General features: G+C 37.3%; 21 protein-coding genes, 2 tRNA genes and 1 pseudogene. 9 read left to right on the top strand and 15 right to left on the bottom strand.

Annotation, left to right across the window (positions count from 1 at the left end; all coding sequences use genetic code 11):
* Positions 1-68: 68 nt before the first annotated feature.
* The 4 genes from EPI11_RS01200 to EPI11_RS01185 all read left to right on the top strand — a co-directional run bounded on the left by EPI11_RS01200 (position 69) and on the right by EPI11_RS01185 (position 4,269).
* On the top strand, positions 69-440 hold the full coding sequence (locus tag EPI11_RS01200) for a BlaI/MecI/CopY family transcriptional regulator (RefSeq protein ID WP_128388131.1): 372 nt from the start codon (positions 69-71) through the stop codon (positions 438-440).
* Positions 437-1,765: a M56 family metallopeptidase gene (locus EPI11_RS01195; RefSeq protein WP_128388130.1), complete on the top strand. Its 1,329-nt coding sequence runs from the start codon at positions 437-439 to the stop codon at positions 1,763-1,765. Before EPI11_RS01200 ends, EPI11_RS01195 begins: the two co-directional genes overlap by 4 nt.
* 32 nt (positions 1,766-1,797) lie before the next feature.
* The gene (locus EPI11_RS01190) at positions 1,798-3,033 is read left to right on the top strand and encodes a M56 family metallopeptidase (protein WP_128388129.1); all 1,236 of its coding nucleotides are present in this window, start codon (positions 1,798-1,800) and stop codon (positions 3,031-3,033) included.
* Between the two features lie 135 nt (positions 3,034-3,168).
* Positions 3,169-4,269: a DUF4407 domain-containing protein gene (locus EPI11_RS01185; protein ID WP_128388128.1), complete on the top strand. Its 1,101-nt coding sequence runs from the start codon at positions 3,169-3,171 to the stop codon at positions 4,267-4,269.
* A 39-nt stretch (positions 4,270-4,308) separates the two neighbouring features.
* Here EPI11_RS01185 and EPI11_RS01180 read toward each other — a convergent pair whose 3' ends face one another.
* The 3 genes from EPI11_RS01180 to EPI11_RS01170 are packed head-to-tail and all read right to left on the bottom strand — an operon-like array spanning position 4,309 to position 5,945.
* On the bottom strand, positions 4,309-4,752 hold the full coding sequence (locus tag EPI11_RS01180; RefSeq protein ID WP_128388127.1) for a 3-hydroxyacyl-ACP dehydratase FabZ family protein: 444 nt from the start codon (positions 4,750-4,752) through the stop codon (positions 4,309-4,311).
* Positions 4,753-4,766: 14 nt separating this feature from the next.
* Positions 4,767-5,519 carry a PH domain-containing protein gene (locus EPI11_RS01175; protein WP_128388126.1) on the bottom strand — a complete coding sequence of 251 codons (753 nt, stop codon included), beginning with the start codon at positions 5,517-5,519 and terminating at the stop codon, positions 4,767-4,769.
* 54 nt (positions 5,520-5,573) lie between these two features.
* Positions 5,574-5,945, bottom strand: a complete 372-nt coding sequence (locus EPI11_RS01170) for an MmcQ/YjbR family DNA-binding protein (protein ID WP_128388125.1) — start codon at positions 5,943-5,945, stop codon at positions 5,574-5,576.
* Positions 5,946-6,073: 128 nt separating this feature from the next.
* Between EPI11_RS01170 and EPI11_RS01165 the strand changes: the two genes are divergently transcribed.
* Genes EPI11_RS01165 through EPI11_RS01155 form a run of 3 tightly spaced genes read left to right on the top strand, consistent with a single transcriptional unit; the run spans position 6,074 to position 8,111 of the window.
* On the top strand, positions 6,074-6,862 hold the full coding sequence (locus tag EPI11_RS01165; RefSeq protein WP_128388124.1) for a hypothetical protein: 789 nt from the start codon (positions 6,074-6,076) through the stop codon (positions 6,860-6,862).
* Entirely contained in the window at positions 6,859-7,908 is a 1,050-nt protein-coding gene (locus tag EPI11_RS01160; protein ID WP_128388123.1) for a hypothetical protein, read from the top strand. The genes EPI11_RS01165 and EPI11_RS01160 overlap by 4 nt, the downstream gene beginning before the upstream one ends.
* Positions 7,909-7,919: 11 nt before the next feature.
* Positions 7,920-8,111, top strand: coding sequence for a hypothetical protein (locus EPI11_RS01155; RefSeq protein ID WP_128388122.1), 192 nt, complete (start codon positions 7,920-7,922; stop codon positions 8,109-8,111).
* A gap of 105 nt (positions 8,112-8,216) precedes the next feature.
* On the opposite strand, the pseudogene EPI11_RS19115 reads toward EPI11_RS01155, so the two are convergent.
* The 5 genes and pseudogenes from EPI11_RS19115 to ruvC all read right to left on the bottom strand — a co-directional run.
* Positions 8,217-8,300 (bottom strand): annotated as a pseudogene (locus EPI11_RS19115) (MmcQ/YjbR family DNA-binding protein); the annotation flags it as partial.
* Between the two features lie 53 nt (positions 8,301-8,353).
* Positions 8,354-8,704, bottom strand: a complete 351-nt coding sequence (locus tag EPI11_RS01145; RefSeq protein ID WP_128388121.1) for a DUF4260 domain-containing protein — start codon at positions 8,702-8,704, stop codon at positions 8,354-8,356.
* Entirely contained in the window at positions 8,704-9,465 is a 762-nt protein-coding gene (locus tag EPI11_RS01140; RefSeq protein ID WP_128388120.1) for a cyclase family protein, read from the bottom strand. Before EPI11_RS01140 ends, EPI11_RS01145 begins: the two co-directional genes overlap by 1 nt.
* Positions 9,466-9,476: 11 nt before the next feature.
* Positions 9,477-10,610 carry a radical SAM family heme chaperone HemW gene (hemW, locus tag EPI11_RS01135; protein WP_128388119.1) on the bottom strand — a complete coding sequence of 378 codons (1,134 nt, stop codon included), beginning with the start codon at positions 10,608-10,610 and terminating at the stop codon, positions 9,477-9,479.
* A 23-nt stretch (positions 10,611-10,633) separates the two neighbouring features.
* Positions 10,634-11,188 (bottom strand): crossover junction endodeoxyribonuclease RuvC, encoded by a 555-nt coding sequence (ruvC, locus tag EPI11_RS01130; protein ID WP_128388118.1) that lies wholly within the window; start codon positions 11,186-11,188, stop codon positions 10,634-10,636.
* Positions 11,189-11,211: 23 nt separating this feature from the next.
* Between ruvC and EPI11_RS01125 the strand changes: the two genes are divergently transcribed.
* Entirely contained in the window at positions 11,212-12,189 is a 978-nt protein-coding gene (locus EPI11_RS01125; protein ID WP_128388117.1) for a lysylphosphatidylglycerol synthase transmembrane domain-containing protein, read from the top strand.
* Here EPI11_RS01125 and EPI11_RS01120 read toward each other — a convergent pair.
* The 5 genes from EPI11_RS01120 to EPI11_RS01100 form a co-directional block, all read right to left on the bottom strand.
* Positions 12,170-12,646 (bottom strand): hypothetical protein, encoded by a 477-nt coding sequence (locus tag EPI11_RS01120; protein ID WP_128388116.1) that lies wholly within the window; start codon positions 12,644-12,646, stop codon positions 12,170-12,172. The genes EPI11_RS01125 and EPI11_RS01120 overlap by 20 nt on opposite strands.
* Positions 12,647-12,846: 200 nt before the next feature.
* Positions 12,847-12,920, bottom strand: a tRNA-Asp gene (locus EPI11_RS01115).
* Between the two features lie 296 nt (positions 12,921-13,216).
* A tRNA-Asp gene (locus EPI11_RS01110) sits at positions 13,217-13,293 on the bottom strand.
* A gap of 109 nt (positions 13,294-13,402) precedes the next feature.
* A complete protein-coding gene (locus EPI11_RS01105; RefSeq protein WP_128388115.1) occupies positions 13,403-14,329 on the bottom strand; it encodes a DUF58 domain-containing protein in 927 nt (308 codons plus the stop codon).
* A 115-nt stretch (positions 14,330-14,444) separates the two neighbouring features.
* Positions 14,445-15,506, bottom strand: a complete 1,062-nt coding sequence (locus EPI11_RS01100) for an NADH:flavin oxidoreductase (protein ID WP_128388114.1) — start codon at positions 15,504-15,506, stop codon at positions 14,445-14,447.
* 134 nt (positions 15,507-15,640) lie between these two features.
* On the opposite strand from EPI11_RS01100, the gene EPI11_RS01095 reads away from it, so the two are divergent.
* Positions 15,641-16,012, top strand: coding sequence for a winged helix-turn-helix transcriptional regulator (locus EPI11_RS01095; protein ID WP_128388113.1), 372 nt, complete (start codon positions 15,641-15,643; stop codon positions 16,010-16,012).
* Between the two features lie 51 nt (positions 16,013-16,063).
* On the opposite strand, the gene trxA is transcribed toward EPI11_RS01095, so the two are convergent.
* A complete protein-coding gene (gene trxA / locus EPI11_RS01090) occupies positions 16,064-16,381 on the bottom strand; it encodes a thioredoxin (protein ID WP_128388112.1) in 318 nt (105 codons plus the stop codon).
* Between the two features lie 112 nt (positions 16,382-16,493).
* Positions 16,494-20,999 (bottom strand): DNA polymerase III subunit alpha, encoded by a 4,506-nt coding sequence (gene dnaE, locus EPI11_RS01085; RefSeq protein ID WP_128388111.1) that lies wholly within the window; start codon positions 20,997-20,999, stop codon positions 16,494-16,496.
* Positions 21,000-21,115: the final 116 nt, after the last annotated feature.

The raw sequence follows: 21,115 nt of genomic DNA, 5'->3' as shown, positions 1-21,115 counted from the left end.
TTTACTAAAAAGTTGCACATGTTATTTTTAACTCTACATTTGTAGAAACAATTCTAATATTGTAGAGCATGCAACTTACAAAAACCGAAGAACAGCTAATGCAATTTCTGTGGAAACAGGAAAAGGCATTCATGAAAGACCTGCTGGATTTATTTCCAGACCCGAAACCTGCAACCACAACTGTAGCCACACTTTTAAAAAGAATGACCGATAAAGGGTTTGTTGGCTATAAAGAATATGGTAAATCGAGAGAGTACTTTCCTTTAGTAGAAAAATCAGATTATTTCTCTAAACAGGTAAACGGAATGATAAAAAGTTTCTTCAACAACTCGGCATCACAATTTGCTTCCTTCTTTACTCAGGAAACCAATATGTCATCCGCAGAACTGGAAGAACTCAAAAAAATCATCGACAAGGAGATCCAAAAAAAGAAAAAATGATGGAATTTCTTTTGAAATCATCACTGTGCCTGATGGTATTGCTTGCCATATACCGTCTCTTCCTGGAAAGGGAGAAAATGCACCGGTTTAACAGATTCTATCTGTTGTTTGCATTAGCTTTCTCACTAACAGTTCCTTTTGTCACTATCGAAATTGAGCCTAATGACGTGATAAATCCAATTGCAGCGACTGGTATGATTTTAGAAAAAGCTACTGTGCCGTCTCAACTAACTATAGTAGCGGAAACATCAACAAACTATATCGCTATTACAACATGGTCACTATATAGCTTAATAACAATTTTACTGCTTGTTAGATTTATTATAAATATAAATCATTTTATAAAAAAGAGAAATAAAAACCCTTTACTAAAATATGGTCCGGCAACATTAGTTCTCATTCCTGAAAAAGTTCTCCCACATACTTTCCTTAGTTATATTTTTATAAACATAGAGGATTATGAAGCGAATGCTATTGAAAATGAATTATACGCACATGAGCTAACCCACGTAAAACAAAAGCATACTATAGACATACTATTCATTGAAATACTAAAAACAGTCTTCTGGTTTAATCCATTATTGTATTTCTATAAAAAAGCAATACAGCTTAATCATGAATTCCTTGCCGATGAAAAAGTTGTTAGTTCTTTTGATAATGCTGTTTTCTACCAACAACTTTTATTGGAGAAAGCAGCAATCGGCAACCCATTTTACCTTGCAAGCAATCTGAATTTTTCATTAACCAAAAAACGATTACTTATGATGACTAAATCCACCTCAAAAACTAAGTCGACCATCTTAAAAGCAGTACTTATACCCGTAGTAGTAATTGGCCTTTTATTTATATCAGCATTAAAAACAATAAATACAGAGAATAATAATCCTGAAACAATAAGTAAAGCGAATTATTATAAAAATACAAACTTTAGTTACACTGCCTCAAATGGCGATGTAAAAGTTAAAAAATATAATGATTTCACTGAAACCGAAAAGAAAAATCTACCTGCTCCTCCACAATCATCTGAAGGAAATCATCCCTCATTAAAACAATGGAATGAGTGGAAAAATGACGCGAATATGAGTATTTGGGTAGACAACAGAAAAATAGAAAAATCTGACCTGGATAGCTTTAACCCTGCAGACCTTACTTCCTATTCCGGTAACGATTTTGTTTACCGTGAAGTAAATAACAATTATGCTAAACCGCAGGTTTTTCTTTATACAAAAAAAGGTTTCGAAAATCAATACAACAGCCTCCAATGGCCTAAACCAATAGAATATAAAGAACTGGCTCGCTATAAGCCTGCAAATACAGATTGTTAACTCCATAGATAACCATTTTAAAAGAACAGATCATGATTGAATTCCTTTTAAAATCGACAATTACTATGGCTGTTTTATTGGGCTTGTATTACCTATTGTTTGAAAGGGAAAAAATGCATCAATTTAACAGGTTCTTCCTGATTTTTGCCCTGGTATTTTCATTAGTACTACCTTTTATAACACTGCCTTTATATAATGAGGTATTTGCCCGGCCGCTATCTGTTATTTCACTGCCTTCTCTTAAGTTAAACAGTGAAAACAATGAAGCATCGGCGAATTATTTACCATTCATATTATGGAGCATTTATGGATCTATCACCCTTTTACTGGCAATACGATTTATACATAACATAAGAGCATTTATAAAACGGGCAGCTTCAGGCGAAATAATAGATCATGAAACAGCTAAACTTGTGCTTCTTGATGAAAAAATACTTCCTCACACATTCTTGCAGTATATCTTTTTAAATAAAGAGGACTATGAAAACAGGACCATCGAAGAAGAATTATACACCCATGAACTGGCACACGTAAACCAGAAACACACATTAGATATATTATTTATAGAAACCCTGAAAGTATTCTTCTGGTTCAATCCTTTACTTTATGCATACAAAAAAGCCATACAGCTTAACCATGAATTCCTGGCCGATGAAAAAGTAATAACGTTATATGGCGATGCTATTCCTTATCAAAATATATTATTACAAAAAGCCTCTTTTGGGCATACTGTTAATCTTGCAAGCAACATAAACTTTTCAATAACAAAAAAAAGATTCATTATGATGACAAAGAAAACTCCCCGCTTTGAAATACTAACAAGGCAAATTACATTAATTCCGGTTTTCGGTGCCCTACTATTGATTTCATGTTCTGGGAACAATGAGCCAAACCAGGATACAAATTCAACCAACGTAGAAACTACTACTCCGATAAAAGAAGATAGCTCTGTTTATTCCTCAGAGAAACTAAGTACCCAGCCCGAATTTCCGGGGGGGATAGCGGCATTTTACAAACACGTGAATACTAACTTTAATATCCCGGAAATAAATCAGGATCTAATTGCCAAGATCCATGTATCGTTTGTGGTAGAAAAAGACGGAACACTGTCTGACATTAAAGTACTAAGAGATCCCGGACATGGATTGGGTGACGAAGCGGTGCGCGTACTTAAATCAATTAAAGATAAGTGGCAGCCTGGAACAATGAATGGTAACCCTATAAGAGCTTCCTATACACTTCCAATTACAATTAATATAAAAGCATAACCTACTTCTCTTTTTTAATCCGCCCATCGTGGCGGATTTTTCTTACCTAAAAGAAAACATATCAGCACTTTATACCATTTTATTAAAAAACGCGTTATTTTTGTACCATCAATCATCATCAAAAATCAAATCACTATGTTAAAGCGTTTTTTTATTATCTGTTCGGGGGCAGATAAAGACCTCATCTACAGCTGTTCGAATGGAGAACAGAACAAGTATGCAGGTATCGGTGCCACGGTATTCTTTACTGCAATTATGGCTTGGATAGCTGCGAGCTATGCTCTTTACACTGTTTTCGACAATGTATTTATGGCTACATTTTTTGGACTGGTTTGGGGGCTGCTTATTTTTAACCTTGACCGTTTTATTGTTTCTACCATCCGAAAAAGAGACCGTATAGGTCAGGAATTCCTTCAGGCTACACCGCGTATTCTTTTAGCCATGATCATTGCTATTGTTATCTCCAAACCGCTTGAAATTAAAATTTTTCAAAAGGAGATCGACACCGTGCTGCTTAAAGAAAAGAACGATATGGCACTGGCAAACAAAAAGCAGGTTGCCAATTTTTTTCAGGGAGATCTTGCTAAGAACAAAGCAGAAACTGACAGCTTAAAATCGGCAATCACCAAAAAAGAGAAAGAAGTTAACGAACTATACGGCACCTATATTACCGAAGCTGAAGGCACAAAAGGCACACTGAAATTAGGCAAAGGGCCCGTGTATAATGAAAAGCGTCAGAAACATGATGCAGCGCTACTGGAACTGGAAGCGTTGCGTAAAACCAATCTAGACAAGATCGCGGCTAAAGAGAAACAAGGCGAGACATTACAGGCCGATCTTGATAAAAAAGTAATCGATAGCCAGCCTATTATTGATGGCTTTGATGGACTTATGGCACGAATTAATGCGCTTAACAAACTGCCATGGCTGCCATCGTTTTTTATAATGCTGCTGTTCCTTGCTATAGAGACATCGCCTATTATAGCCAAATTGCTTTCTCCAAAAGGTGAATATGACTTTAAGCTGGAAGACAGCGAAATGGCTATTAAAACAAACCTGGCTCAGAATAACTACCAGCGTGAATTAATGCGTACTACCGATGCCGGCATCTATGATGACGTGTATGGAGAGATAAGGGAAGACAGGGAACTCTACAATTACAAAAAGAAAAGAGCCATTGAACTTCTTGAAATGCAGGCTGACAGCTTCTCGAATAAACAAAAGAATGTTATGTAATAAAAAATCCCACGCTAAGCGTGGGATTTTTGTTTTCTGTTATTTCGTTTCTTCCGGCGTTTGCGGAGCTTCAATCCTTATACTCATCCATGAAGCTTCTAATACAACATCATCTCCAACATAAGCTTTACCCTGCTGTTTGATGATCTTTTCGCTAAGGCGTAAGTTCTTTATTATATATTTTACCTGTATACCATACTCAACTCCTTTAAGAAATTGAGCCGTCTCTATATGTGCCAGTGCAAAAACACCATTGGTAATTCCAAGAAGCCTTACTCCTGCTCCACCACATTGTGCCATCGATTCTATAAGGATTGTACCCGGTATAAAATTAAATCCCGTAAAACTTCCTTTCAGTAAATCGTTCTCTTTATCATCGAATGTATTTACAGCAACAATCTCTTCATTACTTACAGACAATATTTCATCTACAAACAAAAATGGTGCTCTGTGCGGAATAAGTTCTTCAATAGCTTTACTCATAACACCTATCAAGATTATAGGTAAGCCAATATCTCTCTTTTCAAGGCGTCATATTCGCCTTGCAGGATCAGGCCATTATCCAGCAGTTTTTTATAGTTCTGCAATTTATCAAAAAGCTCTTCTTTACTAAGTTCGCTCAATGTTTTGTCTTTACCACTTTTTTCCTGTGCAGGTGCAGCAGGTTGCGCAGGTACTTCATTGTATACCGGTGCAGCAGGCTGCATTCCAGTATTGTTTATTATTTCGGCAAAGTCGTTCACTTCTTCTGTCTCTACTTCCTCAATTTCTTCAGCCTCTTCTACTACAGCAGCAGGTTCAGGAGTAACTTGTGGCTCAGTGTAAACAGATTCAGGCTGAGCAGGTACATGGACTTCTTTTAAAAGCTCCAGCTGCTCTTTAGCAAACGTATTTATTTTTCTTGCCTGTATCTTTGGTATGTAATCTATAGAAACTGTAAGATCTGTTGTTGTTGTGAAAGAGAATTCAGATCCCAGTATGTTTTCTTTTACAAATGTTGCCGAAACCTGCGTCCACGGAAAATCTGTAAAGTCCATTGACAATCCAAGATTTTTTGGCTTACAAATAATAATCCTTTTATTAGTAAGCACAATACTATCAGGAAAAACATTGATCGCCGGCTTTTTCTGAACGCCTATATAGCCGATCTCTTCACCTCTCATCAAAATATCATTAAGTTTTGATGTGATCTTTTCTACTGCTTTAGGGTCCTGCTCTTCGTTAAGGAAGTTTTTTATATGCTCTTTCATATTGATTTACAAAGTAATTAGGGAGTCAAAGTTACAAAGTGATTGCCTAATTTGCTAATTATTAATTTCCATTATTTCTGCCTGTATCTTTTTTGTGAGGCTTTTAAAAACAAGATCATACGAATGGTCTATCAGTTCTTTAAGCAGCGACAGCGATACATCGCCATGAACCGTTACTGTGTTCCAGTGCACTTTACTCATGTGGTAGCCCGCCTCAATAGCTTCATACTCTGCTCTTAACTCTAAAGCCCTTTCGGGATCGCATTTAAGGTTTATAGATGGTTCTCCTTTTTCCCATTGCTTAAGGGATGATAAAGCAAACATCTTTCCGCCTACTTTAAATACCAGTGTTTCTTCATCAAACGGAAAATGCTCGGTTACTCCCTTCTTGGATAAACAGTAATCATAAAAGGCCTGTATGTTCATATTTAAATTGATAAGGTTCTACAAAGCTACAGCATAATATTAAGCAATAACAGATGAATGAAATTTATCAGAAGAAAAGGCTCACATTACATCAAAATATTGTTAATTTACTTACAAGATTTTGATAAATGGAAAAGCTAAAAGGTAAATATGAAATCATTCTAGGATTTGTCACACTCGTGTTATCCTTTAGTGCATTTAAAGAGGAAATCAGTAAAATAATATTAGATTTTGGATATGTACAATTGAGTCTTGCTGACATTTGTTTGGCATGTATTATTGGTTTTTCAATATCTTTATATTTCTATGTGTTGGAATTAGCACTAAGAGATACTAAAATTGGAGGGTGGAAACTTTGGAACATACTTATAAAAGTCGGATTTATAATTTTTTGCGTCATATTATTATCGCCTATTATAATTGGATTATGTTTTTTAGTAAGTTTTATTATTAAAAATAGCCAGTCAGATATATACAAGATATCTATAACAACATTAAGTTTCATATTAATAATTGTCCAATTATATAGAACCATATTGCAAATTAGCGAAGCAAGAAAACAACGCACAGAAGAACAAAAAGCAATTAGCGAAATTGACCATTTAGAACGTGCTAAGAATTTAATTAACGATAGCTATTATCATCATGCTATTCTTGAAATGTATAATGTTTTGATCGCTTCTATTAAAAGAAATTTAGAAAAGAAAGGTCATAGAGCTTCTGAATATAGATATAATGAATTCATGTCTTTTATATTAAAAGAAGGTATATTAGACATAAGTGAGGTTCAATTTCTTTCTGCTCTGAGAAACCAAAAGAATAAGGTGGTACATGCAGAAGGTAGTACTGAATTTGAAGTTTCTGATGCTACCAAAGTACTTGTACAAGTATCTCAAATATTACAAAAATTACAATGATAGGCAAGAATCTGATTTTTAACAGACTGGAAGGAATGGGATTGTGTATTGCACTTATTATTGCAGCGACACCAGCAATTTATTTCTTTCCTGCCACTGATATTCCTCTTGATAGCAAACAAAAATTTGAATTTGGTGTCAACATCGCACAATTAATAGCTCCACTATTTACACTTATTGGCTTCATATTAGTTTATGTTGCTTTTAAAGAACAAATAAAAGCTAATAGACTCACCCAGAATCAATTTATACATAGTCAGGTAGCTGGGATGTTTGAAAGCCTTAGAAACAACATATCAAATTTTGTAATTGATAGAGGAGGTGAGGAAATCAAGGGGTATCATATTTTCAGATATATTCTAAAGGAATATATAATGAATCAAAAAGAAATTATCTACAGAGAAAATTATGTTTTTTCAATATTATCAAGCATACCAGAAGAGGTTAGTGATTCAGATTATGCACAATTCATTAGTTTATATGATAAAAGGGTATATAATGAAGAAGAGCGAATTATAAAAGGAAGAGAGTTAAGAGAGTATTTGATTGCCAACAGGAATGATAATTATTTGTATGATAATTTTGGAAATGAAGAATACACAACGGAAGAAACTGATATGGCGAGAAGTAAGTATTGGAAAAGAATTGCCAATATTTATTTTTATTTTTTAGATTTTGAATCTAAAATAGATGTTTATGAAAGAGCATACAGAGTAATTTACAAAGAATACGAAATATTTTTGGATGCCTATTTCAATCAGGTATATGCGATTTTTGATTTATTATATCATTCTCAACCAGAAGAAATTAATACACAGCGATATATTAAAAATGCATTCACCAATCAAGAAAAAGTTCTCTTATATAACAAATTAATGACTGGAACATCTACAAGAGAATTTGGCCAATATTTATTGGAGTTAAAAGTATTCAATTTTGTAATGACAAAAGAGTTATTTTTAACAGGCATGAATGTAATCCAATGTAACAAAGAAATCGAAAATATTAAACTATTAATATATAAAACAGATCAACAAACCAATTAAAACCACCAACTATGAGTTACGATGAATACTACGAAGTAAAAAAAAGCCAGTTCAAGGCTTTGATTAAAAAAGATTCTGATGAAAATGTACAAGAGTTTTTGATATTTGTACAAATTGAAATGATGAGAGAAATGACAGGAACAATGAATTCTCTCAAGTTCCGTTTAGGTGAGTTGGAACAAGCAATATACAGTCAGCAATAAGAAAAGCCAGCAGTTGCTGGCTTTTATAATATTATCTTATCTGCTTTTTCGGCATTGGTATTCTCATGGACATTCTAATAGCACCCACCCCATTTTCTACTAAGTTACCAGCGTTTCTTCATCAAACGGAAAATGTTCGGTTACTCCCTTCTTGGATAAACAGTAATCATAAAAGGCCTGTATGTTCATATTCTTTTAAAATTTCTTAGTTAATGAGATGTCTAAATCTCCTTACTTAAAATCTATTTCCCGATTTCGCCTAAATGGGTAAACTTAAACCCTTTTTCATATTTAAGTCCATATCCCAGCATCCTGTCGAAACAGGAATGCGAAAATAAAATGACCCCTGCTAGCTGTAAAGCAGTATTGTTTAGATAGATCCCGACAAGGTACATGATTACAGCAACGCCTCTATGGTGTACAATATTGTATGTCCATGCCCCTGCTCTATTCCCAAAAGCATAACCTATCATAGAAAGATCAGGCACAAGCAGTAATGCAGGAAACCACCACCAGGTATAATCCAGCAGGCTGAATAAATAGATACCCAAACCAAACAACATTGCTTCTTCGAGCTTTATTATTGTGTTCATTATAGTTTGTATAATGTAGGTTTACTTGGACTTGCATCGTTTTCAAAAGAAGCGATCTGTAAATTAAGCAGGTAACTACCATCTTTAACCTCATCTTTTATAAAAACCATTTCGGTTATTGTAGCATCATGTCGAGCATCGGCATTAAGACTGTTTACATCTTTAACATTCCAAAATGCTTTGTGTGCTAACAACTTACCTTCATCCTGTTCCCTGTCTACACTTGGCAGGTCGATCAGTAAATGTTTTATGCCGCATTCGCGGATGTATACAGCTCCAGCCTCTTCAATGTAAGGCGGATTGGTATTACTGTAATTCTTTGATTTTTTGTCTAACGTATTAGGAAGTGTTTGGATGACCAAAGCTTCAGGTGTTTTACCGTTCAATGCCTTTTCAATTTGTAATTTGGTAATTACAAGATCTTCACCCTGTTCTTCCGGTTGTACCGATACAAGTTCTGCTATAAAAAAAAACTGTTTCAGTGCCTGATTGATACTGTAAAAATCGCGGGTAATATGCCCCAGGCATTCGGTATGCGTACCGTGACCGTGCGGGTTAAAGAAAATATTATTAAAGTTGGTCGACGAGCCTTCACTAACCTTTCCTATCCAATCACCCATTTTTACAGGCTCTATAACCGGCTTATCAATGTACCAGGCAATAGGATTCTGCTCATTATTCGTGAGAGGGATCGATATATCTATGGGCTGAGAAAGGTCAACAGTGAATGTTGCCCCATTATGTTGTATGGTTGCTTTCATTGGAATGTGTTTCAGTCCAAATTTATAAAAAACAGGTCACTTGCAATCCCATCGGCTAAAAACTTTCCTTTTTTAGTTGTTTTTATAATACCCTCAAGATTCTCTAATAATCCCTGTTCAATAAATCGTTCTGATTCTGCTATCAGATAATCCTTGTACATTTTACCCAATTCAGTTGCTACACGTTCTACAGATACACCCCATATCGTTCGGAGTCCAGTCATAACGTATTCGTTATAGCGATCAGCAATGGTTAATTTTTCGGTTTCGGCAGGACGCATTCCTTCGTCCATACCTTTAAGGTAAAGCGCGTTATTGGCAACATTCCAGCTTCTGGAGAAGCCATCATAACTATGTGCCGACGGACCAATGCCTAAATATTTCTTACCTAACCAGTAGGCGGTATTGTTGCGTGAAAAATAACCTTCCTTACCAAAATTAGATAACTCATAATGCACAAAACCATTAGCTTCTAGAGTATCAACCAATAACATAAAATGCTCCTGGGCTGCCTCATCACTGGGCTGTGCAATAACTCCTTTTTTTACGAACTTATCCAGTGCCGTTTTAGGTTCTACGGTAAGTGCATAACTCGAAATATGAGGGATTCCAAAAGACAATGCCTTTTGTACATTGTGCAGCCAGCGCTCGTTTGTCATTCCGGGAACACCATAAATAAGGTCGATAGAAATATTATCAAAATACTTGACAGCTTCAGCAAGACAAACTTCTGCTTCCATGGCATTATGAGCACGGTTCATCATTTTAAGGTCATCTTCAAAAAAAGACTGAACTCCAATACTAAGTCGGTTAATTGGCGAACTTGCTAATGCTGAAATCCTTTCTATGGATAGATCGTCAGGATTAGCTTCTAAGGTAATTTCCGGGTTATGAGCAACCGTAAAATTAGAATATACCGCGTTGATAATAAATTCTATTTCGTCGTTAGACAACACCGATGGTGTTCCTCCTCCAAAATAAATAGTATCTATCATTTCACCTGCTAATTCGTCTTTTCGCATAGCGATCTCTTTGGCAATAGCCAAAACCATCTCGTCTTTCTTTTTCATCGATGTAGAAAAATGAAAGTCGCAATAATGGCACGCCTGCCTGCAAAAAGGAATATGAATATAAATACCTGCCATTGAAATTCTATACGGCTGCTGCCTTATTTTTTTACCCGCTCTTCATTTTGCTTTACAAAAGCATCCCAACCTGTGTAATTTTTACCAACAGTTACCTTACCCGAATTAAAGAAATGGCATACAGCTGCTGCCAAGCCATCTGTACTATCTAGGTTCTTAGGTAATTCTTTAAGCCCAAGAAGCTGCTGAAGCATTTTTGCCACCTGTTCTTTACTAGCATTACCGTTTCCGGTAATAGCCATTTTAATTTTTTTAGGTTCGTATTCTGTTATGGGTATCTGGCGTGACAAACCAGCTGCCATAGCAACACCCTGTGCCCTGCCTAGTTTAAGCATCGACTGCACATTTTTCCCGAAGAAAGGCGCCTCGATAGCAATTTCATCAGGGTGATGGGTTTCAATAAGTTCTATTGTACGCTCAAAAATGATTCTAAGCTTTACATAATGGTCGTCATACTTGCTGAGTTGCAATTCATTGAGCTGCAGGAATTCCATCTTTTTATTAATGACTTTTATAAGGCCAAAACCCATAATGGTCGTACCCGGATCTATACCTAATATAATGCGTTCGTTTGCCAATGTATTTTCTTTACTTTTGCAGCATGTCTGCCACTACCCGCAAAGCTAAACAATTCCTCGTTGTCATTATCAAACTTTTGATAGTGGGTGGGGCTTTTTATTTTATATACGACAGGATCGCTAATAATGAACAGCTGGACTGGGTACGTTTTACCGATGCACTACAGCAAAAGCATTCCTTTTGGATCGTTTTCCTGATACTGCTGCTCACCTTCCTTAATCGTTTCCTGGAAATATTAAAATGGCAGAATCTGGTTTCTTATATTCAGCCGCTTACATTAGGAAAAGCTACTGAGCAGGTGCTTGCTGCTGTTACCGCAGCACTGTTTACACCAAACGGTATAGGCGAATATGCCGCCAAGGCCATGTATTACAGTAAAAAACAATCCAAGACTATATTAATGCTAAACCTGGTTTGCAATGGCATTCAGCCAATATATACTGTCGTATTTGGATTGTTCGGATTGTTTTTCTTTAATTTTCTTTACAATGCGATACCAGCTAAAGTGCTGTTTCTCATTTTTGCTATTGTATTCACCCTACTATTTGTTTTTTTCTCAGCCCGAAAAATGACTATTAAAGGATATTCGCTACATAAACTTTTCCAGAAGATAAACGAAGTACCAAAATCAATACATCGTAAAAATATTCTTTTGGCGTCAGGACGTTATCTAAGCATGATACACCAGCATTACCTTTTGTTTCTAGCCTTCGATGTAGCCTTGCCCTACCCTATAATGATAAGCGTTATTGCCTGTGTTTACTTTTTAGGATCCTCATTGCCATCCTTCCAGTTTTTGGATTTTGCGGTAAGAGGAAGCGTTGCTGTGTATTTCTTTGGGATACTTGGGGTAAACGAGTGGATCGTAGTTTTTGCTGCAACACTACAGTGGCTGCTTAATATCGTCATACCGGTAACTATAGGAAGTTATTTTGTGTTCCGATTCAAATCGGCAAGGACAGATAGTGATGAAGACATCACTATTTCACATCCAGAATAACCGGTAGTATAAATTGGGTTGTTACGGGAACCCCTTCTTTTTGCGCAGGCTCTATTGCAGGGAAATCAACCAAACGCGCTTTGATTATACTATCCACCTTTTCTTTATCATATTGCACACTATCCTTTGGCATCTCTGGCTCAAATTTCAATGTAGCATTAGAAAACACTGTAACCTTAACCTGTATGGTATCTATTTCGGGATAAAGCATAGCAATAGTATCTACACCCAGTTTTTCCTGTACCAGCCGTGCCATACACGAGAAAAAGCATTCTTTTTTCATCTCCTTATCTGTTATGGCGTCACATTCTCCAATAGATGGGTAAGTACTCACCTCTTTCCAGTTTATTTCCTGTAAGCGCTTTTTAAGCAACTCTTCTTCGTCAGGCACCTGACCTTCGAAGAACCGGCAGGAGCTTAATAGTAAGAGAGAAAATAATACCACAAATTTTTTCATTAATAACAGAGGTAATCAGAGTGAAAGATCAAAAATAAGGAAAATATTTAAGAAGGAATAATATACGTAAAATCTATGGAGGTTATACGTTTTCACATCGTTTAGCCTCTTATTTGTACTACATAACATTAACTACACTATTCCTTAAATAATATAAACAAAAAAAGTCACGCTATTAACGTGACTTTTCCCAATTTAAGCGGTCTGGACGGGACTCGAACCCGCGACCCCATGCGTGACAGGCATGTATTCTAACCAACTGAACTACCAAACCAGTGCTTTATTGCGGGTGCAAATATACAACACATTTTTCATTTTCAATACATTTTTTTGAATAAAAATCATTAAATATTTGAATCAACTAAAAGACAAGTCTTTACAAATAATAATAATTTTCGTTTTAAATATAAAGTAGTTTTAAATCAAAAAAGCCCCCCAACTAAATGGAAAGCTTTTCATTGGTCTAACTACTAAACCGTATCACGTCAAGCGTGATTTAAACAACACAACTATCTTAAATATTTTAGGCGAAAAAAGCCCCGCGATATGCGAGGCTATTTTTTCCTTTACTGGCGGTCTGGACGGGACTCGAACCCGCGACCCCATGCGTGACAGGCATGTATTCTAACCAACTGAACTACCAAACCAGCGTTTTAAACTTAGCAATAATGCTTCGTTATTACGAGTGCAAATATACCACTGTTTTCAATATTTCCAAACGTTTACGGATATTTTTTAAAAAAAACTCACAACCTATCAGCCAAACTTTTGTTTCTCAACAAGGTATGTCGTTAAAATTTTTTCAAATTTTTCATCTACCGATACAGGAACATACTTAATTCTATACTGTATACAGGTTTCCGCTACTTTTTTAAAGTAAGCATCTACCAATTTTTCATATTCGCTTTTTACATTTTCAGCAAAAAGGTTCACTTCTTCACCCGTTTCTACGTCTATGAACTTTCGCGGAGCGTTGTCAAAATCAAAGTTAAGTTCAGTCTTCTTGTCGATAACATGAAACAAAACCACTTTGTGCTTATTATGTTTTAAATGCTGCAACGCATTAAAAAGTGCTTCATCATTACCCGGCTGGAACATATCTGTAAACAGTATAATCATAGAGCGGCGATGCATCTTCTGGGCTATCTGGTGTAAAAAGGTTGTAGTATCAGTCGCTTTATCGCGCCCAGGAGTATCCAGTATACTTTCCAGCTTGCTCAACAGCATCCTATGATGCCTGCCACTACCCTTCTCGGGCGCATAGAACTCATAATCGTCAGAATACACACTAAGCCCTACTGCATCACGCTGGTGCTTTAAAAGCTCCATAAGTACAGCAGAAGCCAGCACCGAAAAACCTATTTTGTTTTCATAAAACTGCTGCCCTGCTTTTAGCTTGGGATAGTGCATAGACGATGAATTGTCTACAATTATATGACAGCGCAGATTCGTTTCCTCTTCATAACGTTTTGTATAAAGCCTGTCTGTACGTGCATACAGCTTCCAGTCAATATGCTTGGTACTTTCACCTGCATTATACACCTTATGCTCAGCAAATTCTGAGGAAAACCCATGAAACGGACTTTTATGCATACCCGAAATGAAACCTTCCACAATTTGGTTGGCTAACAGTTCAAGATGCGAAAAACTCGATATTTTTTCTAATTGACCTTCAATCTTCATATTTCAAATGTAAGGAATTGACTTAAATTAAACTAATAGATTGACAAGTTCAAAATGCCATTAAAACAGAAAGATCTGAATGGCCATAACCACACAGATCTTTACAAACTGATATTTAATATAACGACTGAAGACTCGCTGTATCAAAAGCCTTTAATTCATCAAAACGCTGCATTTTCACTTTCTGAACCCATTCCGGATCCTGAAGCAAGGCGCGTCCTATAGCTACCATATCAAAATCGCCACGTTCAAAACGGCGAAGCATATCGGTCATCTCGGCAGTTCCTGCACCTTCACCACGCGTAAACAATCCCATAACATCACTGCTTAGCCCTACAGATCCAACTGTAATAACCGGCTGTCCTGTTACTTTTTTAATCCATCCTGCGAAATTCAGGTCACTACCATCAAATTCGCTTTCCCAATACCTGCGCTGCGACCCGTGGAAAATATCTACTCCTGCCTCTACCAACGGAAGTAACCATTCTTCCATCTCTGTTGGATTTGCTGCCAGTTTTACATCAAAATCCTGTTGTTTCCATTGCGAAAGACGCAATATAATAACCATGTCAGGACCTACTGCCGCGCGCATAGCCTTTACTACATCTACTGCAAAACGGCTTCTTTCTTTTAGTGTCTTTCCTCCATATTCATCAGTACGGTTATTGGTTGTCTGCCAAAAGAACTGATCGATAAGATATCCATGTGCGCCATGTATCTCAAAAGCATCAAACCCTAAAGCCTTTGCATTTCGTGCGGCATCTGCAAATGCTTTAATCGTATCTTCTATATCCTGCGATGTCATTGTATCCGGACTTTCAAATGGAGCGGGAGCATCCCATCCCATAGGCGTATTTCCAACATGCCATAATTGTGGTGCAATTTTACCATTAACAGCATGCACATCTTCAACAACTTTTTTCCAGCCATTTAAAGCGGCATCACCATAAAAATCAGGAATATCTTTTTGATTTTTAGAGGATGGACGATTGATAACCGTGCCCTCGGCAATAATAAGGCCAACCTCAGCAGCAGCTCTTCGGGCATAATAATCGGCTACAAGTTGTGTCGGCACACCATCAATAGAGAATGTACGTGTCATAGGAGCCATTACAAACCTGTTTTTCAGGTTAAGGCCTTTGTATTGAAAGGGAGTAAAAAGCGATTCGAAATTCATTTTTATAGCTTATTAAATTAACGACAGCATCCTGCTATCTATCTTATATCATTTTATATTGCCAAAGTTAAAACATAATAGTCTACATTTGTAACTATTAATAGTATATAGTGGTAACCTCTAAGTAACCTAAAATGAAAAATGACGTATTTAGATACAGTAACTGCCCCATGCACCGCTCTATGGCGATACTGGGCACCAAATGGAAACCTATAGTTATTTATGTTTTGAGAGCACGCACAGCGCGGTTCGGACAAATTCACGCCTCCATAGGCTCTATCTCTAAGAAAGTACTTACCACAACCTTAAAGGAACTGGAATCTGATGGCATATTACTAAGAGAAGAATTTAAAGAACTTCCGCCAAGGGTTGAATACAGCCTGACCGAAAAAGGAAAAACGCTTTTACCCATCATTATCGAACTCGCCAAATGGGACAACGAGCACTATGACCATAAAAAAGCATCACACCCTAAAACAGAAGAAACCGTTACAGCAGATGTATAATAAAAAAGTCCCGCAAAAGCGGGACTTTTTTATCTTGTTGCAATGCGTCGATTATAGTAATGCGTCGATTGCGTTAGTATACGTTTGTTTTTGAGCAACACCTACTTGTCTGCCAACAACTTCTCCATTTTGGAAAACCAATACAGTAGGAATGTTTCTTACACCGTATTTTGCAGCAAATTCCTGGTTAGCATCTACGTCTACTTTACCAACGATAGCTTTACCTTCGTACTCAGCTCCAATTTCATCAATGATTGGTCCTACCATACGACATGGTCCACACCATGCTGCCCAAAAGTCTACTAATACCGGTTTATCTGATTTTAATACCACTTCTTCAAAAGTAGCATCAGTTATTGCTTGTGCCATATTCTAATTTCGTTTGATTTTTAGATAACAAAAATAATCATTATTTATTGAAAGACCGTTAAAGATATATTAGTTTTCCCTATGCCCGTATAGACGAAATTTATTTGCAAAATTAATTCAGTTTAAAGTTAACCTGAAGCTTATCCAGCTCCTGCAATAATTCATTACTTATTTTCACCTTTAACTTCCTGCTTGGCATAATAAGTTTAGTAACCACCTGTATGTCTTCTACATCTGTTATAACAGCCTGCGAAACCTCCTGATCGAATTCATTCTCTTCACCATCATCTGTAGGTTCTTTTAAAATCGGGCTTGCAGCGATCTCTACCTTTTTCATTACTTTTTGCAGTTCCATAACTTCAAAAGTTACTCCGTTATCTCCGGCATTATTGCGGAATAACTCACTTAGCGATGCTATAAGCCGCTCCTGCAAATCGACCACATTAAACTGAATGATCAGTTTTTTAGCAAATGTTGTTAATACATCCTGTAGGTATTGAATAGCAACAAATTGAATTCTAGGCTCCCCTTTCTTACCTTCCTGGTTTACCCAGCCTTCTTTTATCAGTACCCTCATAAACGTAAAATTATTCCCTATAAGGAAATGCCTGAACTTAAGATATTCTTCACCATATATCCTGAATTCATAACTTTCGTCATAGCCTTCCAGTACAAACGATGCCCAGCCTTTACCATTCTTGGCAACCCTGTGCTGCACGTTTGATATAATACCGCCAAAACTAAGATTCTTGGTTACATGCTGCTCTAAATTTTTAAGTGCTTCAAGTTTTGCATTGCAAAAATATTTCATCTCAAACTTATAGTCATCCAGTGGATGCCCTGAGATATAAATACCTACAACCTCTTTTTCCTTGGCTAATTTTTCCATCGTGCTCCATTCTTCACAAGGCGGAACAACAGGCTCAGGAATCTGTACTTCGCTGGCTTCACCAAAAAGACTTACCTGCGATGAGTTTTCATTCTCCTGAAATTTCGATCCATAACGCATTGCTTTTTCAAGAAATGAGATATTTTCACTGTTGTCCATATGGAAATACTGCCCTCTATGAGTCGTTGTAAAACAATCAAATCCTCCTGCAAGAGCAAGATTCTCAAAAGCTTTTTTATTGGCCGCGCGCAAGTCTATACGCTTGGCTAGATCAAAAATCGACTTATATCTTCCGTCTTTTCTGTTCTCTACTATCGTTTGTACCGCGCCTGATCCTACTCCTTTTACCGCACCCATACCAAAACGAACGGCGCCCAGATCGTTTACCGTGAATTTATAGAATGATTCATTCACATCAGGCCCCAAAACCTGTAAACCCATTCGCTTACATTCCTCCATAAAGAAAGTAACCTGTTTGATATCATTCATGTTATTGGATAGTACTGCTGCCATATATTCTGCCGGATAATGCGCTTTTAAGTAGGCCGTTTGATAGGCAATCCACGCATAACAGGTAGAGTGGGATTTATTGAAGGCATAACTCGCAAAGGCCTCCCAGTCTTTCCAAATTTTTTCCAATGTCCCCGGATCATGACCTTTTTCGGCAGCTTGCGCTACAAACTTAGGTTTCATTTTATCCAGTACATCCTTTTGCTTTTTACCCATCGCTTTACGCAAAACGTCGGCCTCACCTTTAGTAAAACCCGCCAGCTTTTGCGACAGTAGCATCACCTGCTCCTGGTATACGGTAATACCATAGGTTTCTTTTAGGTATTCCTCACAGGCATCAAGGTCATATTTTATTTCTTCTTCCCCATTTTTTCTTCTAACGAAACTAGGAATATACTCCAAAGGTCCCGGACGGTATAAAGCATTCATGGCAATAAGGTCTCCAAAAACCGTAGGCTTAAGGTCCTTCATATACTTTTGCATTCCAGGCGACTCATACTGGAATACTCCTACAGTTTCACCGCGCTGGAAAAGTTCGTATGTTTTTACATCATCTATCGGAAATGCTTCCGGATCGAGTTCTATATTGTGCTTGTATTTTACAAGCTTAACGGTATCTTTTATAAGGGTAAGGGTCTTCAACCCCAGGAAGTCCATCTTAAGCAACCCTGCACTTTCTACGACCGAGTTATCAAACTGGGTAACATAAAGATCAGAGTCTTTTGCTACCGATACCGGAACGAAGTTGGTAATATCATCCGGTGTAATAATTACACCACAGGCATGGATACCCGTATTTCGCAACGATCCTTCAAGCACTTTCGCTTGTTGAATGGTTTCAGAACTAAGATCATTCCCTTCAGCCAAAGCAATAAGCTCCACCACTTTTTCATACTCCTCAGCACGCATTGCTGCTTTAAGCGCAGCGGGATCAAGACTGAATATTTTAGCCAGCTTAAGATTTGGAATCAGCTTAGCAATTTTATCGGCTTCAAATAACGGTAAATCCAATACCCTTGCCGTATCACGGATAGACGATTTTGCCGCCATGGTACCGTAGGTAATGATCTGAGCTACCTGGCTTGCGCCATATTTGTTAATTACATAATCCATAACACGACCACGGCCCTCATCATCAAAATCGATATCAATATCGGGCATGGATACACGGTCCGGATTCAGGAAACGCTCAAAAAGCAAGTCGTATTTGATAGGGTCTATATTGGTAATCCAAAGACAATAAGCCACAACTGATCCAGCAGCAGATCCCCTTCCCGGCCCTACCGATACATCCAGTTCACGAGCCTTGGCAATAAAATCCTGTACAATAAGAAAGTATCCCGGGTATCCACTATTCAGGATAGTATTAAGCTCGAAGTCAAGACGTTCCCGAATGGCATCGGTAATTTCGCCGTAACGCTTTTCTGCACCTTTATAAGTAAGATAAGCAAGATATTTATTTTCACCACGCTTACCTCCGTCTGCTTCATCTTCTGGAACAAGAAATTCATGCGGAATATCAAATTTCGGAAGAAGTACATCTCTGTATAAAGAGTAAATTTCCACCTTATCTACAATCTCCTGAATGTTGATAATAGCCTCAGGTGTATTGGCAAAGAGTTTTTTCATCTCTTCACCTGTCTTAAAATAGTATTCGTTATTTGGAAGTCCGTAACGGAATCCTCGACCACGGCCAATAGGTGTTGCCTGTTTTTCTCCGTCTTTTACGCATAGTAAAATATCATGGGCATGAGAATCTTCTTTATTAACGTAATAAGTATTGTTTGTAGCAATAAGTTTTACATTATTCCTCCGCGCCAGCGCTATTAGTGTCTGATTTACACGGTTCTCATCTTCCTGACCATGGTTCATCAACTCAATATAAAAATCATCACCGAAGGTTTTAGACCACCATTGCAATGCTTCTTCGGCCTGATTTTCCCCCATGTTAAGCACCTTATTAGGCACCTCTCCAGACAGGTTCCCGGACAATACCATGATATCATCCTTGTACTGTTCTATGATCTTTCTATCTATCCTTGGCACATAATAAAAACCTGCCGTATAAGCGATAGATGACATTTTTGCCAGGTTATGATAGCCCTTTTTGTTTTTAGCCAAAAGTACTATCTGATAACCGTTGTCTTTTCTTGTTTTATCTTTATGATCTTCGCATACAAAGAATTCACATCCTACAATAGGTTTCATAATCACCTCTGTAGGCTCTTCACCATTTTCTACCGCTGCTTTGTTTTTAGCTTCAGCTGCTTTGTTATGGTTAAGCACATTACTCACAAAATGAAAGGCCCCCATCATGTTCGCATGATCGGTCATCGCAACAGCAGGCATTTTATATTTTGCAGCAGCCTTAACCAAATCGGGCACCGAGATGGTAGATTGCAGTACCGAAAATTGAGTATGATTGTGCAGGTGCACAAAATCCAGATCGGCAAGATCCTGCTGTACAGAAGGTGTCTGTGTATGTAAAACTTCGGCAGTTTTCAGTTTTTCAAGACGCTTTCGCACCTCTTCTGAAGCCTGTTTTAAGTTGATATGTTTTAACCCTATCAGTTGTATTGGCTGTGGGTTTTGGATATTAAATTCTTCGAAATAAGATGGTGAAACATCAAGTTCCTGTGGCGTAAAAATTTGTTTTTTAACCAATTCAAGGAAACAACGTGTAGTAGCTTCAACGTCGGCAGTAGCATTGTGCGCCTCAGAAAATGGCACTCCAAAAAGATACTGGTGCAACTCTGTAAGTGTAGGTAGTTTAAACCTTCCGCCACGTCCACCCGGAAGCTTTAAAAGATCTGCAGTAACCTCGGTACAGGTATCCAATACTTTCATTGTAGAAAGATCAGTCTCTATACCCATGCGGTAAAATTCAGACCCCATGATATTAACATCAAAGCCTACATTCTGACCAACAATAAATTTAGATTTAGACAGTGCTATATTAAACTTCTCTAATACTTCATCCAAAGAGATACCTTGTTCAGCAGCAAGTTCTGTAGAAATTCCGTGAATACGCTCTGCGTCATAGGGTATATTAAAACCATCCGGCTTAACCATATAATCCTGATGCTCAATAAGCCCACCCATTTCATCATGCAGCTGCCATGCTATTTGTATACAGCGAGGCCAGTTATCGGTATCTGTAATTGGGGCATCCCATCGTTTGGGTAATCCGGTGGTTTCAGTGTCAAATATCAGGTACATACCAACTAAGGATTTTGGAAGTTAAAAAAAGAAAGCCTGCCCTAAAAAGGTAGACTTTTCAAAAATACGTTATTTTGAGGTATAGAAAAAATAGATTTATGAACAAAAAAAAACCA

It is taken from the genome of Flavobacterium cerinum, from assembly GCF_004028155.1.
In the GTDB taxonomy this organism is placed as follows: Bacteria; Bacteroidota; Bacteroidia; order Flavobacteriales; family Flavobacteriaceae; genus Flavobacterium; species Flavobacterium cerinum.
Note: the sequence above shows the minus strand (reverse complement) of the source record. Positions and strands in the feature narration are given on the sequence as shown.

Bases quoted from the DNA above. Each gene is read 5' to 3' on its own strand.
- EPI11_RS01200 (WP_128388131.1), top strand. From the start codon at position 69: ATGCAACTTACAAAAACCGAAGAACAGCTAATGCAATTTCTGTGGAAA.
- EPI11_RS01195 (WP_128388130.1), top strand. From the start codon at position 437: ATGATGGAATTTCTTTTGAAATCATCACTGTGCCTGATGGTATTGCTT.
- EPI11_RS01190 (WP_128388129.1), top strand. From the start codon at position 1,798: ATGATTGAATTCCTTTTAAAATCGACAATTACTATGGCTGTTTTATTG.
- EPI11_RS01185 (WP_128388128.1), top strand. From the start codon at position 3,169: ATGTTAAAGCGTTTTTTTATTATCTGTTCGGGGGCAGATAAAGACCTC.
- EPI11_RS01180 (WP_128388127.1), bottom strand. From the start codon at position 4,752: ATGAGTAAAGCTATTGAAGAACTTATTCCGCACAGAGCACCATTTTTG.
- EPI11_RS01175 (WP_128388126.1), bottom strand. From the start codon at position 5,519: ATGAAAGAGCATATAAAAAACTTCCTTAACGAAGAGCAGGACCCTAAA.
- EPI11_RS01170 (WP_128388125.1), bottom strand. From the start codon at position 5,945: ATGAACATACAGGCCTTTTATGATTACTGTTTATCCAAGAAGGGAGTA.
- EPI11_RS01165 (WP_128388124.1), top strand. From the start codon at position 6,074: ATGGAAAAGCTAAAAGGTAAATATGAAATCATTCTAGGATTTGTCACA.
- EPI11_RS01160 (WP_128388123.1), top strand. From the start codon at position 6,859: ATGATAGGCAAGAATCTGATTTTTAACAGACTGGAAGGAATGGGATTG.
- EPI11_RS01155 (WP_128388122.1), top strand. From the start codon at position 7,920: ATGAGTTACGATGAATACTACGAAGTAAAAAAAAGCCAGTTCAAGGCT.
- EPI11_RS01145 (WP_128388121.1), bottom strand. From the start codon at position 8,704: ATGAACACAATAATAAAGCTCGAAGAAGCAATGTTGTTTGGTTTGGGT.
- EPI11_RS01140 (WP_128388120.1), bottom strand. From the start codon at position 9,465: ATGAAAGCAACCATACAACATAATGGGGCAACATTCACTGTTGACCTT.
- hemW (WP_128388119.1), bottom strand. From the start codon at position 10,610: ATGGCAGGTATTTATATTCATATTCCTTTTTGCAGGCAGGCGTGCCAT.
- EPI11_RS01125 (WP_128388117.1), top strand. From the start codon at position 11,212: ATGTCTGCCACTACCCGCAAAGCTAAACAATTCCTCGTTGTCATTATC.
- EPI11_RS01120 (WP_128388116.1), bottom strand. From the start codon at position 12,646: ATGAAAAAATTTGTGGTATTATTTTCTCTCTTACTATTAAGCTCCTGC.
- EPI11_RS01105 (WP_128388115.1), bottom strand. From the start codon at position 14,329: ATGAAGATTGAAGGTCAATTAGAAAAAATATCGAGTTTTTCGCATCTT.
- EPI11_RS01100 (WP_128388114.1), bottom strand. From the start codon at position 15,506: ATGAATTTCGAATCGCTTTTTACTCCCTTTCAATACAAAGGCCTTAAC.
- EPI11_RS01095 (WP_128388113.1), top strand. From the start codon at position 15,641: ATGAAAAATGACGTATTTAGATACAGTAACTGCCCCATGCACCGCTCT.
- trxA (WP_128388112.1), bottom strand. From the start codon at position 16,381: ATGGCACAAGCAATAACTGATGCTACTTTTGAAGAAGTGGTATTAAAA.
- dnaE (WP_128388111.1), bottom strand. From the start codon at position 20,999: ATGTACCTGATATTTGACACTGAAACCACCGGATTACCCAAACGATGG.